The organism is Chryseobacterium sp. C-71 (assembly GCF_020911865.1).
Lineage (GTDB): Bacteria > Bacteroidota > Bacteroidia > Flavobacteriales > Weeksellaceae > Chryseobacterium.
Genome location: NZ_CP087131.1, coordinates 3,682,298 through 3,697,232, shown reverse-complemented (window position 1 = coordinate 3,697,232; position 14,935 = coordinate 3,682,298). Strand labels below are relative to the sequence as shown.

Below are 14,935 nucleotides of genomic sequence, written 5' to 3'. Positions count from 1 at the left end.
AAACTTTTGGTAATGAATTTTTTTTATGCAAAAACACTCCTCTTCTTACTTCTAAGATAAATACTTCCGGTAACCATCACGAACAGAACTCCCACAATAAATCCACCAATCACATCTGTAAACCAATGTGCTCCCAAATATATCCTAGAAACCGCTCCTAAAACAATCATTGCCAGACAAACCAAGCTGATAATGATTTTTAAGGATAATTTCAAAATATTAGAGAACAAAGCAATGACAATAAGAGTTCCAAAAAAGGCTGTATAAAACAAAACATGGCCGCTGGGGAAGCTCTGATGATGCGTTTCTTCTACAATTCTCACAAAATCTGTAGTTGGTCTCGGACGATCTATCAATATTTTTAAAACATAACTTACGCCACCAGACATTAAACAAGAAAATGTAAAAAGTGCTTCTTTTTTATAACTAAACAGTAAGAATATCAACGCAAACGCTGGCACTATTGCTGCTGCTACGTAAACCGTTCCGAGCCAGCTAAAGCCTTTCATCAAAATATCTAAAATCTCACTCTGATCTTCCTGAAGTTCCTGAGAAACCAAAAGATCCCAAGATTTTGGAGAAGAATCTACAACATAAAAGCTTAAAAGGAGAAATACAATGATAAAAAATAGAGTAAAACACAAAAAGAGCTTCTTCTTTTTATCATTGAAAAATCTCAAGAAACTGCTTTGAGTGCTATCATTTTTACTTTCCATACTTTTGCTGAATTTGAATTGAAATGAGAATTTTGAATTGCAAATTTGATGCAAATCTTTAGAAACTAATATATCTTGAGACTCAATATCAATTTAATGATAAGATTTAGTGTTTTTTAGATTATTAAAAAGAGAAAATTAAAGTATATTTAAAATCTTAAAATGAAAAACCCAATTGCTAAAATTATAGGTTCAGGTATTCTTGCTAGTTTTTTAGCCGGAACTATTTTCATGATCGGATTTTTGATCTTCATTGATATGAAAACTCCAAATCATTATGAAGACGGCACACCTAAAATGAATTGTTTTGGAGGATTGCAATATGGCATTGCGATAGGAATTCAAATTCTCGTGATTTTTGCAAATTTACTTGCTTTTTTAAATCTGTTTAAATCAGTCAGAGAAAATAAATATTTATCATTTCTTGCATTCTTCGGCATTCATTTTTTGTACCTGATTCTTATCATCGTAAGTCTTTCCGAATTTTCAGGTGAAGAGCTTTTAATTATTATTCCTTGGGTTAACTGGCTGGTTTGGGGATATTATTATTTTAAATTCAGAAATATGATATCTATCAAATTTTAAGATTCTAAATTTTTTTACAGTTCTACATTTCTATATGAACAATACATTTTGTGACAATAATCAAATCGAAGTAGTTTCTACTTTTTCTGAGCTTGTAAATACCAATTTTCAGGGAAATGTGAATGCGATTTGTTTGGAAAGAAATTTAGTAGGTGATTTTAAAGAAATCGTTTCTAAGCTTCAACTAAAAGACAATATTACAGAAGTTTACCGTGAAGATCTTTTAGCATTACAATTGACAGAGAATGGTTCTATAGCAAGAGAAATCATTTTAAATGATTTACAGTCACTAACTGATTTTGGAGCATTGCCTTCACTCAATTTATTGAAAAACTATGAGCGTGATGATGAGTTTGATTTCATTTCTACAGACGTCTATTCTTTTCATGTAGATCGTTCTCCTATTGGTACCAGCACATTTTTATGTACTTATTATGGAGCTTCAAGTGATATTTTACCCAATGATCAGGCTAAACAAAAAATCCTGATTCCTGAAATTCGGGAAAAGCTTAAAGAATTACACAATGGCTCGGATGCGGATTTTGAAGCCTTTTTGAAAGATAACTATTTTGATTTGCATTATCAACCCACACCTGATGCTCAGCCAACAAATTTAGGATTGGGTCATCTGTGGAGATTGTCAGTTGATCATCCTGAGCAGCAAGTTTTACCATGTATTCATCGGGCACCTGTAGAAAATGATGGTGAATATCGGTTGCTTTTGATCTGTTAGGTTTTTTGTATTCTACTTTCCGATACAGTATCTATAGAAGTGTTTATTAATGGTGGTTTACATAGATCGAGGTGTACAAAAGTGGTACAAGATTAAGATGCTGCAACATCTTTTTTTTCTACTTTTCCGCACGAATCTCGTCGCATTAAATACTTACAAATCAATGTCTTATATTTTTTACACATAAATTTAAAAATACATTTGTACTACTTTAGTACACCTCTAACCCTATAAAATACTGTAAATTAAACAATTAACAATTCCCGACTGCATTGGTGATAATTGATAGATTTCGCCTGTACACCTCAAATTCTATCCACTTTTAGGACGAAGTTGAGATTAGAATTCTAAGAAGAATAGCCGAAATTTTGTACTAAAATTTCTTAATCTATTATGAATTATCAAAAATGAAAGAAGTTAAATTAAAGAACAAATTCACTTATATATTTATTTCTGTGCTTTCTATCTTCATTTTATTATTCCTTGGTTTTAAATCGGTTTTTCCTATGATTTTAGTATATCATCAATAGAATTAAAATTTTGTTCCTTCGGTTTTAAAACATCAACACTTCTTCTAATACACCGACAACTTAAATCATTTTTTAAAATGAGAATAAGCAGTTTAAAATGTACCTAGAGTTTGTACAGGATGAAGCAATCTCTCTACAAAACCTGCCTAAATTCAGATGCATTTGCAGTCTTCTTTAAAGTAATATACTAATCAGTTTTTTAAGAATAAATAACATAATAGTATTATTTGTGTGATTATTTACCGATAAATAACCTTATTGTGTTACATAACTTTATTTTTTGATTAAGTATTTTTTACAAATAAGAACAAAGAACTAGATTCGAGATAATCTCAATTAAAATACTCTAGCAGTATATATACTTTTTTGAACTGGCTTTTCAAAGGCATTTTTTCAGACATATCATTTTACTATTACTAGGCATAAAACAAAAACACTTTAAAAACTTATTTTTTTAAAGTGTTTTTTGCTGCTTTGATATTGTAGATGCAATGCGTACGGGACTTGCTATTTTTTCAAAAAAGCCTATCCATAAGCTTTATATTGTTCTCTTGTTTAGAAGGTCACCGAATAGGTCGCTTTTTTAAACAATCTAGAGATCGTCGTTTTTACTGGTGAAAATATAGCTCATTTTTAATTATATCCAAATATTCAATTCATTTTTTTAACACACAAGATGCAATTAACAGATAATCAATTCGATTTATTTGCCCCACTCCCCTTGACATAATGATGTAATTTTGACATCTTGCACTTTATTAAGACAAAAATAAAATTACTGAATATATTCATCAGATTAAAACAACAAAAGGTGCTTAATTAAATCTGAAAACACCTAGCTGATTTGAACTAAAAATGGGTGATTAAATACTGAAATTAAATTATGCCAATATATCTTTTACAAAATCAACTGCAATTTCTATTCTATCTTTTTCATCATTTTCTATTAGAAAATATGTGTTATTTTTTTCGCTGAGATCATATTTCTCAATAATTTCAATATCTATAATGAAGTCATCTATCGGATTGATTGTCCAGCCTGAACTGCTACATTTTATTCTAATCTTTTTATCAACTCGTATATAACTCAAACCAGTAAACCTTCCCCAATAAAGAGTTACTTTTTCATTCCCTCTAAACATCAACTTTAATGCTGTCAAATAAGGATTCAAATGATAAGAATGTAATGGTTGTTTACCCGAATTACCTAGATTATTTATATCAAAACCATCATCCTTCCATGTAAAAACATTTAGATCTCGATATGGATTATCCGTAATTCCTTGGTACTTCACAAAATAATAATGCCAGTCTTTCTCTTCCTCTATAAAAGCATCAATCAAACTTTGCAATTTTTCTGTAGTGTCATTTCCTTTTGAATTATAAAATTCAGTTAGAAATTTATCTAATACACTTGAGACTTGAATTCTTTCCTCTTTATCTCCTGTTGTCAAGATTCTATTCCAGAAACCATTACTTCCAAAAAACCAGATCTCTCCTAATGAGGAGTAATCGTGTGTCATCACAGAATAGTCACCAATTGATAGAAAGGAACGAATTATTAATGAATCTGGAATATTACCATTCCAAATTTTTAAGAAGGCATCCATTTTTTCGACAATATCAGGAGAGTTTAATTTAAAATTGGAAAGATTACCTTGTAGCTCAAGATGTTCTTCCAATGTGTGGATATGTGCTTTTAGATCTGAATTTTTTACAATGAAGGTTGCTTTTACTTTTTCGTTTGCAATATTCTCTCTAGTAAATCCACTAAATTCTTTTTCAGAAAGAATAGTATAGACAGATTGATTATTTGTGGAGCTAAGTTCTTCTACAAAAGCATCTATAAATTTGCAGTATTCTGAAACATTCGGTAAACGTAGATTCGTAGTGTACTCAATACGTTTGGATTGATTTGTCTGTCTTACGGTAAGCAACAGATTTCGGACTATACGTATAAAGTCTTTCAACTGATTGTTAACCGACTGAATTTTCATTTTATGACATATTTTCAATACTGCATAGAAAATAGTTTTGTCCTTGACATCAAAACCAATATTTGTGATTGATCTTAAAAAATAATCATTGGTGGCTTCATCAAATGTTGATAAATCTTTAAAAAGCTCATCAAAAAATGATTCAACATCATTTAAAGAGGAAAGAAAATCTAGAGAATCGAAGAGGAAATCAATATTTTCTTTTTTACTGAAAACATTATTTAAAAATTCAAAATCATTCTTTGCATCTGCACTCAACGCATCGGGATTTTCTCTAAAAAAAAGAAACTCTGCCACAAAATTGATAAATCTATAAATTGAGGTGTCGATTTTGTTGACTGTCTTACTTCTATAATTCCAAAACAAATCCATCCAGATAGAATCTATCTTAAAAGCAAAGTATTGCTGATAGCTTACCGATGTGTTTCCATACTCTCTTGTAAGGTTTTCGTAATCAGTCTGTTTGGACGCCAATAGTCCAGCAAACTGAGCTTTGAAATTTTCGAAAGGAGTCAAGGGCTTTCCCCGTGAATTCATCTTAATATATAGTTCATCCGTTAGTTTGAATTCGTTAGACTTTATATCAATGAAATCAAATGTTATTTTATCGTTCTCAGTAAGATTCTCCCATGCAAAGGTTGTGGTACTGAATTCCTCCTGCAAAGTATCTAACATATTGAGCATTGCTTTAACTGTCGGATCGTCACTCCAAGAAGCCATAAACCATGGCGCATCAGTTATACTTTGGCTTAAAGTACAATTGTCACCAATCTTTAGAGACTTGTTTATAAGAGCATAACAAAAACGTTTCGAAGATACTCTGGTTTCATAAGTAAACTTTGATAAATACTTCTTAACCTCTTGATCCAATTCATCATCAATTCTTGGAGCAAACAACCAATGTGTAAGCCATAGTGTAGTTAGTCTCTGTTGGCCATCCAATGGAACAAATACTTCCTCGGTAGCTCCAACTTTTTCAGTATATCCATAAATAAAATCTAGATTCAATTTATTTTCATCTTCTAAAAGCGTTTGTTTTATTTTATTTACAAAACCTTTACGAAGTTCAACCTCGCTTTCACGCCCTTGAGCGTAATCCCGCTGGATTTGAGGAATCATAACTTTGTAGGTTTCCAATAAATATTTTAGGGTGTATGACATAGGTTAATTTTCAATAATAGCATTAATAAATTTATCATATACTTGGCGAATGCTTCCAAAATAATCCTTTCTGTCTTCAACAGTCCAGTAAGCATTGTTAACCGGATAAGATGTATAAGCTTTGAGAAAAGCATTTCTTGTACAAAAAGGAATATAATGTCCTTTCACTTCTATTTCTTTGATGATCTCTCGCTTTACGTCAAATACAGAATTATTTAACTTGCTGTTTGTCACAGCATCCACCAAACAAAGATTATTAATAGAATGTCTGCTTTGCTCACTTGCACCGGAAATTTTGTTTACTTCATTATAAACATCCGTTACAATAGATTCAAAATCCTCTCTGTCTATATCATCGGCACTAAGCAACTCATTCATTCTGTCCAATAGCGTGCTAAAATCATAATTAGTCATCCTCTGCAAAGACTTAATATGATCACTAAGCCAAGTTTGTTGGTTAGCTCTGTTAGTAATTTGTTCTGAATTCTGTGCATGTATATGCTCTAAACTCCATTTTTCCTTCTTCTTTGTTGTTTTATAAAGATTAAAAGGAAAACGCGCTTTTTCTTTATCGCTCAGCAATGACGCATAGACATTATGAAAAAGTAGAATTTTTTGAATTTCTTGCCGGTCGTGACTCTGCTGATCCTCGTTTTCGTAATTTAAATCTTCCAATTTAACCTTATATTTATTTCCATCAGAATCTTTACGTATTTTATCAATCAAAAGTATTTTTCCAATTTCACTTTCCAAATATTCAATAAATTTACTTTTACCAAGCTTAGATGATTCATTAATGAGGTTATCTATTATATTGTAATTCCTGCTGGCTATCAAAAACCCGATGTAATGAAAAAGAGTTCTGCTTCTATACCACTCTTTAAAATATTCAAAATAGCTATTTACCTGATTCCAAATAATTTCAACAGCTTTAATCCTATGAATTTCTTCATTCTCTAACATATCTTGCAAGTATTCCGATAAAATAAGGAAGGTTGCGTGTTTCAGTGGTCTGGTAGCAAAATATTTTTTTTCTTGTTGAATCTTATCTGCAATAAGATCAAAAATGAATTCAATATGCGTGGGTTTACGATTATTACTGTTGCTCAAAAAATACCAAAATTCTTCATTTTGTAATGTATATTCAATATTATCCCACTCAGTAGCAATTTCAAATAAACGCATTTTCGTGAATTTGATCTCGTCTGAATCATACTTGTCACTTTGAAGTAGCAAGGCCTTTATAAGTTCAGCATCCGTCAAAGGGATTTTGCCGATATTTAACCGAATGAATACTTCAATCGGATTGGTTTCATGTGGGACTTCGTAACGTATAAAGCGAATATTTCGGTTGCTCTTGCTTACATCATCCATTAAAATTGGAACAAGCTTACCTTTTGCTCCTCGATGTTTTTCATCTTTAAACCACATATCAATTGCTTGGTAAGCTTTACAGATGTGATAAAAATCAATATTGCTTTCATCAATATTTGCAACAAATTTTTTGCTGCTCAAAAATTGTTCACAATTTTTACGAGTTTCATAATTCAATGTAAATAGTGATTGATGATAATTATCCTCTTTTATCTTATCCTCTAAATAAACTAACAAAAGATATAGGGTTGTGAGCCGTTGTTGTCCATCTAGTACATCATATCCACTGATATCATTCTTTTTTAAAACTATTGGTTGGAGACAATAGAATTCTCCTTTATTTGAAGTCTTTTCAAAATTCCAGAGATCATCAAGCAGTTCATTAACTTCTTGCTCCTCCCATCTATAGCCCCTTTGATAGTGGGGAATATGAAAAGTCTGATTAAAAAAATCTATTAGCGGTGTGGTTTTACTCATTTTTAAATTGTTATCAGTTTACTCGTTGTAGCACCTATCTTCATGGTTTAAGGACAAATTTAGTTATATATTTCAGCTTATTGCAATTCCTGAAATAGATTGATGATTTGGTTGTTATTTATCATTATATGTTTACAAGGTTCGATCATTTGAGAGAATATCAAATAAGGTCGAACTTCAAAAATATTAAAATAAATATTTCGTTGATTACGGATTTCCGTAATGCGAATAATAAGTTTAGATTTTTCTAATTAAATACTCTTCGGTCAATAAATGAAAAAGATCTGTAAATTTTAAAAATTTATCTTTTCCTGTGAACTTCTGATACTTTAAGTAAATCCAGATCTTTATTTTGACTTAATATTAGGTCGGAAGAATGTTCATATTCAGCACTTTTAATAGAATTTACCTTCGTTACAGTATTATATAAAACATTGTTCTCAGTAGCTCGTTCCTTGACATAGTCTTGATGTTGACTAATTTTCATTTGTTCATCTTTTTCAATTTTATATTGAACTACTAAATTTTCTCTAACTGCTGGAAGTTCTTCCAGCTTTTTATCCAGTTCTGCAATTTTATTTTCAGTGGTTTTGGTTTGATATTCAATTTGAGTAACATCTATTCCTTTCTGAGCTAAATTTTCAATAACTTCTTGTACTTGAACTTTATGTAGGTCGATTGTTTTTCGATAAGATGGCAGTTGGGTTGCCCAATATTCAGCATTTCCATCGCCATTTTTTGAATAGCCTTCAATTCTATTATATGAATGCTCAGCTTTGGTTACTAATTCTTGAACTTTCAAAACATCTTCGTATTTTCTCAATACAAAAGCACTATCTGCGAGATGCTTGTTTCTCTCACTTTCAATCCTTTTTTTCAATAATTCGATTTCAATGTTGGCTCTGGTTTCCGGATTGGTAATGATGGAGGTTTTTAACTCCTGCGTGCTAATATCAGATATGTCCAAAACATCGGCTCCTTTTTTCATCGCTTCTAGGTATCTTGCCTGTTTGGATTGCAGTTTTTGAAGCATAAACACATCGATACTATCATTGGTCAGCATAAAATTGATTCTCACATTTTCGTTTATATTTCCTTGTCTCCACGCTCGTCCTTCCACCTGTCGCAAAGAAGTAAAATTATAGGGTAATGTAAGCATATATACATCCGTAGTATTTTCCTGAAGGTTCATTCCTTCCTGAATGGCTTCGCTTCCGATAACCACTTTTATTTTTCCTTCATTAAAATCATTTTGAATAGAAATTCTTTGATTTTTATTGGTCGTTCCAGTAATAATTCCGATTTCTTCAGGTTTATAACCTACTTCATTAATAAGATATTCTTTTAATTTCGGAAATTGAGCAACCGCCAATTCAGAATAAATAATTTGTCCGGATTCCGGAATGTCTTTTTTATTTTGATGAATTAAATCCATCGTCCGTTTCAGCTTGGAAGAATTTTCTACGAATTCTTTTACTGAAGGTTCTTCTCCATCATAATATGGTGATAGGTTCGGCGAAATTGCAATAAGTCGGGCATTGAGAATATGAGTAAGAATTGCTCCCTTTTCAGTTTCGCTGAAATTTTCATTGAGCAAGTCATATTGTTCTCTTGTCAGATCATTCTGCTCAATTTTATACTCTTTGTTGATCTTGTTGGGACGAATCAATTCGGGATTGTCTTCTTCTCCTTTTATATCAATGAATTCCGAAAGTAATTGCTGAAACAAAGAATTATTTTTAAACCTCCGAACATTTGCTTTAAATTTAACATCGCCTTTTGCATCAATTTCCATATCATTGTCCGCTTCCATAAAGGTCTCGAAGAATGTATTCACATTAAAATATCCTGATTCTTCTAATCTTTTATTTGCTATTAAAGAAAGAATGGAATAATATTCCAAAGGCTTGTTGGTAAAAGGCGTTGCGGAAAGCAAGGTTACATTTCTTCCGTCATTTTTGTCTTGAATGTACTGAGCTGCCATCCAGGTATTGATTCCCAATTTGGAAGTCTGTTGGTTTTGACTTCTGAAATCGGAAGCAAATCTTCGGTCTTCAATTTTTACTTTTCCTACAATATGATTGGCATTGTGAACTTCGTCGAAGGTCAAATGGTCGAATCCAAAATCTTCCCAATCATAGATTTTACCACGCTTCATTTTTCCCTCGATCTCCTTTTCTTTCTGAAGTTCAATTTGGAGGTCTCTTTCTGTATTGGTAACGCCTTTCATTTCGCTTGTAGAAATGTAGTTGAATTTTGAAGAAAGTTCTTCGGTTATTTCTGATGAAAACCCGATATTATTAAAGCCCTCATAAGTAACGATGGTAATTTCTCCGTCTTTGTTGTTAAATTTTGAAAGGTCATAATCTTTCCCCAAGTTCCCTAAAACATTGACTTTAGCATTGGGAATGGTTTCAAATATCGTTTCCACCCATTGTTTCAAAATACTATCATTCGGAACTACGATGATTGGTCTTTTCGCATTTCCTCGCTCCATTGCTTCGTGCATAGATAGGATTCCTGATAATGTTTTACCAAAACCCACTTCGTGCGCTAAGAGCCCTACTCCTTTTGTGATCTGTCTTCCGATTCCTGCTTTCTGAACTTCGGTCAAACGCAATTCCTGACCTTTGAAATGCAGATAGATTCTTGAAAATAATGGGAATTTAGAATAATCCGGAACGTGAATGTTATTGTAATTGCGGTTAAAATCTTTTACGAAACGAGTTCTAATATCTTCGGAAAGTTCTTCCCTAACAAACTTGTAGAACAAATCATTCGCAGCAGCTTTTCGTCTTTCTCTGACTAACGCATTTCTCTCTTTATCGCTTCCTGTAACCGTTTCGTTATCTACAAAGCTCCGCACTTCCCAAGCTGAAGAACCCGCAAAGGCTTCACTTGACAAAGTGCCTACAAAATCTTTGAATCTTTCGGCAAGATTGTAATCTACGATGACTGGTTCGGTACGTTTTGTAATATGATTATATTGGTCTTTTTCTGTTTGACCTAGCTCAAATTTATGTACGAACTCGTGGTTCGGACTGATATAAATCTCATCCAGCGATTTCGCTTTTGGTAGGACATTTTCTAATAATGCTTTTTGTTTTTCGTATTGGTTTTCTGTTCCTCCGAATGCATTTGTATCAGAAAAATCCCGCTCCAATTGTTCCAGTTTCGCGTAAACATTTCCTTCGGTGTAATAAAAATCGTGAACCCAGTTTCCATCAATGAAGTTGGCAAATTGATAATGCTTTTCGCGATTATTTAATGTACCGTCATAATTGCTATCTCTAAACGCTTCAATTTGTTCCTTGCTAATATCAGAACTGTTTTGTAATGAAGTATTGACAATTTTATCTTGCTTGGAGAATTGATATTTTAAAACACCTTTTTTGAGTTCGGGTTTTGACTGAATTTTATACTCGTTCTGATTTTTTGTATTGTGAATAGAAATAATCCTATCACTTTTTTCACTAAGTTCCTTTAATTTTTCCTCCGAAAATGATGCTGGTTTTGTGATCAGATCTTCTTGCAGCTTTTCATACTTGCTTATTTCAGTCGTAATTGTTGGAGATTTAAACTTGATGTTATTGAGTTTAGAAAGTACCAGTTCAATTTTTTCTTGAGTTTCTGTTACATTTACTTCATTTTCATTGTGGTTTTCAATCCTCGCAGAATCGTCGATTATTGCATTTCCTTTGGGTAAAGAAACTGTATGTTCATCCTCTAAAACCAAATCTTCAAACAGATTTCCGATCCGTTGGGTTTCTTTCTTATTTTCAAACTGTTCAATCTTAAATAAAGCTTCATCTAAATTTCCGTGAATATATTTTTCTAATCGACCGAAACGGTTGGTTTTTTCTCGGGTTTCACCCAAAATTCTTGCTGGGTTATTATCGAAATAGTTAGAAATATCAGTAGAGATATTTTGAGTGTTTTTTCTTAGAATGATAATGTCGGTTCCGATTTGTGTTCCTGCAAAAGCGCCATTGGGTAAACGGAAACCTTCCAAAACACTAACATTTTGTAAATTCTTTTGTCGGTTGAGCCAACCTGATGGTAGAACCATCGCCAAAACGCCGTTGGGTTTCAAAGAATCTAATGACCGTTTAACAAAATAATCTTCATACTTTGAAATTTGCGGTTCTTCGCCCAATCCCTTGTAAAATCCTCGATGTTCGCCATAGGGCGGATTTCCAATTACCAAATCGTATTGCTGAGAAAAGTCCTTTTTGTTTCCTTTCTCATCAATGAATTCAGTTTCAAACGAACGAAGATTGATGTCAGCTTCGGGATGCAGAATCTTGGCAATTTTTGCGGTGGAGTCGTTGATTTCAAATGCTGTAATTTTAGAATTTACAGGTAATTCGTGAGTAGCATAGATGAAATTTCCAGTTCCGACGCTGGGTTCTAAAACGGAAATTTCTTTTTGGGTTTTGAAATGGTCTTTGATTAAATTGCGAACCGCATCGACAATATTATCCTGCGTGTAGTATTCATCTAAAATCCCTCTGCCTTCTTTTGCGGTTCCGCCACTTTGGAATTGATTGCAGATTTCTTTTAAATCATTCGTGACTTTCAGATTTTCTTTGAGAATAATCTTGTGATTCTCGGAAACAAAACAAGCTGCAGAAACTACTTCCGCAACTTGTTCATTGGACAGTTTTTGTCCTTTATATTTTGAAATAAGAGCATCTAACTCTACATTATTTGTTGACTCCTCACTTATCTCGGAAAGTCCTCCATCGGTTCTTCTTCTATCGGATACAGTTCTCCCGGGTACGATTCCGCCCACGGAACGTCCTTGAGTCTCTCCAACATTATTCTGTTGTGAGTTGTCAGAGGATCCTCTTCCTCGGTCTCGTTTTCCCAAATTGCTCCGCTCTGTGCCTGCAAGTCCATTTCCAGCATTGTTGCTGCCCACTGCTTGTCCGCTTTCGTAACTTCCGTTTTGCTCGGATTGGATCTTAGGGCTAAGTTCTCCAGAGTTGTGTTCAGGTGTTCCGTTTCCCACTTGCTGAGAATCGGACGTTCTTCCGGATTCAATTGCATTGCTTTCATTTTCAGAAATTTTTGGTTCAACTAAATTAGTATTTTTATCTTGACGATTGAGTTTATTGTCTAAATATTCGCTTAAGTCTTGATTCCTGTTTTCAGAGATTTCATACAATGGACGAACGTCTTTGATATTTTTGCCACTAAATTCTGTAAGAATTTTCCTGGTTATTGCATTTCCCGTTCTGTCCCCGGTAAGACAAAGAAACATTTTACCATCATAATTCTGATATCTATTGAGGAACTTTTTGCTATTTGAAACGGAATTAAGCGTAATCAATGTTCTATTATTGACTTGCTTATTCAATTGAATAAGCTCCAAGAATGAAAGCGTATCCTTACTGTTTGTGAAAACAATAAGTTCCTTTTTATTTCCTTCAACTACAGAAATGTCATCATTTATCTCATTAAAAAAATCTTCATCTTTCACTTTTTTCTGTTTTTTATGAAGTGGTTAAATTCAAAAATTTCTTTGGCTTCACTGTCCCAGTTCTTTCTTGATATTAATTGAAGCGTCACGAATATGTCCGTCTTTTTATTGTAAGAATCAATCCTTTCAAGCCTACCTTGGTAGTCCTTTTCCACGTGTTTGTAAATAGAGTACGGTAAAATAGTATCCGTTGGATAAATGTAAAACCGGGTGTACATCCAAGGTGAGTTGACTTCAAATCGTTTGTATTTTTTCTTAAACAAAACCGTATCACTCATATTTTTTCTGTTTCTGTAATTGGGGATTTTTTCCTGAGAAAACAATGTCCCTCCTTTTTTCTCTTCAACCGAAAGCGGCTTTTGTTTCTTTAGGATGTCTGACAGAATAATTTTGCCGGGATTTTCATTTTCAATGGTATAGCACAATGAATCTTTAATGAAATAAATCTGTTGGGTTATTTCGGGAGCATCAGCATCCGGAATCCTTTCTATAATAGAATCTCCCGAATAATTAAGGCTTGACAAATGAAAACTTTGGATTTTATCCAGATTTTTGGAAACATCAAAATATACATTGGAGACAACATCGATTCCTCCTTTTTCGGATTTGATTTCTTTGTGGCAGGAATTGCTTACAAAAAGAAAAAATAAGCTGGGTAGTATTAAAAGTTTTTTCATAGATATAGGGTTTAAAAAAGCGGCAGCCTAATTAATTTGACTTACCGCTGGGAAATAAATGATTGGTTGTCAGTGATCTATCGTTTAATACTTTGTTCTTTCACGTTATTTTTTTCGTGCTTGTTGTCTTGTTCCAAACCTTCTAAAGGCTTGTTGGTATTGATTCTGTTCATATCCTGATCATACAGACTTAGATTTTTATACTGAGGATTCAGCACCGCTTTGCCTTCTATGACTTTATCATCCAATTCAAATTTTACCTTGACAATATTTCCTTTTTCCAAAGATTTTATGGTACTTTCCTTCCATTCAGGCTTATCGAATATCAGATTGGATTTTTCTACGATCTGAGCCGTATCAACACCATAATTTTTGTAAAAATTCTGGAAGTTATAATTTCCATTTTCAGTTTTTGGTTCATTGAAGTTGAACTGTACAAATGCAGGCTCCTTCTGTTCGGTTTTGGGGTTTTGAAATTCAATTTTTACGGCACGGCCTTCCAACAAGTTGACTGCCTCTTTAGCGGTAAATGTATTTTCTCTGTTTACCGGAAAATTGTGATGAATACTTTCATCTTTCTCATTCTTCAGAATTGCATGATAAGAATTGAGAAATACGCCGCCGCGATCGTCTTTGTAGTACAACTTGAAAAGTTTGTGCGTACAAAGACACATCTTGCTAAAAAGAATCTCCATTTTTTTTTGGAGTTCTGAAATAGAATTTTAGAGGGATTTATAATATTGATAATCAATAAAATCCATAATTATCAATTTAGTTTTGCTACAAAAAGAAAAAAATGAAAATGTTGGAATAAAAGATTTTAACCCGTATTATTTTTATGCAGGTCGGGAGCAAACCTGTACTTATTTTATGTAGGTTATAGAAGGATCTGCATCTATTTTATGCAGGTTCAAAAAAGACAAATTTTGTATTTTGTTCACAAAGGCTTACGCTATATTCTTTTTACTCAGGTTTATAAACCGACTTAAATATTTTTCCTAGGGATTAGATTACAACTGTGCTTATTTTATACAGGTTACTGAATGAACTTATATTTGTTTATACCGGTAGGATAATAAATCTATCGTTTCTTTAAGCAGATAAAAATGAATATCTCTTTTATAATAGTCTGATTTGATGAAAAACACGAACATATGTAGGAAACCCTTTATCTTATGCTTTTTTATTCCTATTTGATGA

At 32.7% G+C, this 14,935-nt stretch carries 8 protein-coding genes; 2 read left to right on the top strand and 6 right to left on the bottom strand.

Annotation, left to right across the window (positions count from 1 at the left end; translation table 11 throughout):
• Window positions 1-23: 23 nt before the first annotated feature.
• Window positions 24-716, bottom strand: coding sequence for a phosphatase PAP2 family protein (locus LNP04_RS17075; RefSeq protein ID WP_229984096.1), 693 nt, complete (start codon window positions 714-716; stop codon window positions 24-26).
• Between the two features lie 162 nt (window positions 717-878).
• On the opposite strand from LNP04_RS17075, the gene LNP04_RS17070 reads away from it, so the two are divergent.
• Both LNP04_RS17070 and LNP04_RS17065 read left to right on the top strand, forming a co-directional pair.
• Window positions 879-1,301: a hypothetical protein gene (locus tag LNP04_RS17070; protein WP_229984095.1), complete on the top strand. Its 423-nt coding sequence runs from the start codon at window positions 879-881 to the stop codon at window positions 1,299-1,301.
• A 34-nt stretch (window positions 1,302-1,335) separates the two neighbouring features.
• Window positions 1,336-2,034: a DUF1826 domain-containing protein gene (locus LNP04_RS17065; RefSeq protein ID WP_229984094.1), complete on the top strand. Its 699-nt coding sequence runs from the start codon at window positions 1,336-1,338 to the stop codon at window positions 2,032-2,034.
• Between the two features lie 1,411 nt (window positions 2,035-3,445).
• Here LNP04_RS17065 and LNP04_RS17060 read toward each other — a convergent pair.
• From LNP04_RS17060 to LNP04_RS17040, 5 genes are all read right to left on the bottom strand, one after another.
• Entirely contained in the window at window positions 3,446-5,722 is a 2,277-nt protein-coding gene (locus LNP04_RS17060) for a DUF262 domain-containing protein (RefSeq protein WP_229984093.1), read from the bottom strand.
• Window positions 5,723-5,725: 3 nt separating this feature from the next.
• The gene (locus LNP04_RS17055) at window positions 5,726-7,573 is read right to left on the bottom strand and encodes a DUF262 domain-containing protein (RefSeq protein WP_229984092.1); all 1,848 of its coding nucleotides are present in this window, start codon (window positions 7,571-7,573) and stop codon (window positions 5,726-5,728) included.
• 301 nt (window positions 7,574-7,874) lie between these two features.
• Window positions 7,875-13,058, bottom strand: coding sequence for an Eco57I restriction-modification methylase domain-containing protein (locus LNP04_RS17050; protein WP_229984091.1), 5,184 nt, complete (start codon window positions 13,056-13,058; stop codon window positions 7,875-7,877).
• Entirely contained in the window at window positions 13,055-13,735 is a 681-nt protein-coding gene (locus LNP04_RS17045; RefSeq protein ID WP_229984090.1) for a hypothetical protein, read from the bottom strand. Before LNP04_RS17045 ends, LNP04_RS17050 begins: the two co-directional genes overlap by 4 nt.
• A 77-nt stretch (window positions 13,736-13,812) precedes the next feature.
• Window positions 13,813-14,430 (bottom strand): hypothetical protein, encoded by a 618-nt coding sequence (locus LNP04_RS17040; protein WP_229984089.1) that lies wholly within the window; start codon window positions 14,428-14,430, stop codon window positions 13,813-13,815.
• Between the last annotated feature and the right edge of the window lie 505 nt (window positions 14,431-14,935).

What these genes read in the sequence shown, in the direction of transcription:
- LNP04_RS17075 (WP_229984096.1), bottom strand. Translation starts at nt 716, where the DNA reads ATGGAAAGTAAAAATGATAGCACTCAAAGCAGTTTCTTGAGATTTTTC.
- LNP04_RS17070 (WP_229984095.1), top strand. Translation starts at nt 879, where the DNA reads ATGAAAAACCCAATTGCTAAAATTATAGGTTCAGGTATTCTTGCTAGT.
- LNP04_RS17065 (WP_229984094.1), top strand. Translation starts at nt 1,336, where the DNA reads ATGAACAATACATTTTGTGACAATAATCAAATCGAAGTAGTTTCTACT.
- LNP04_RS17060 (WP_229984093.1), bottom strand. Translation starts at nt 5,722, where the DNA reads ATGTCATACACCCTAAAATATTTATTGGAAACCTACAAAGTTATGATT.
- LNP04_RS17055 (WP_229984092.1), bottom strand. Translation starts at nt 7,573, where the DNA reads ATGAGTAAAACCACACCGCTAATAGATTTTTTTAATCAGACTTTTCAT.
- LNP04_RS17045 (WP_229984090.1), bottom strand. Translation starts at nt 13,735, where the DNA reads ATGAAAAAACTTTTAATACTACCCAGCTTATTTTTTCTTTTTGTAAGC.
- LNP04_RS17040 (WP_229984089.1), bottom strand. Translation starts at nt 14,430, where the DNA reads ATGGAGATTCTTTTTAGCAAGATGTGTCTTTGTACGCACAAACTTTTC.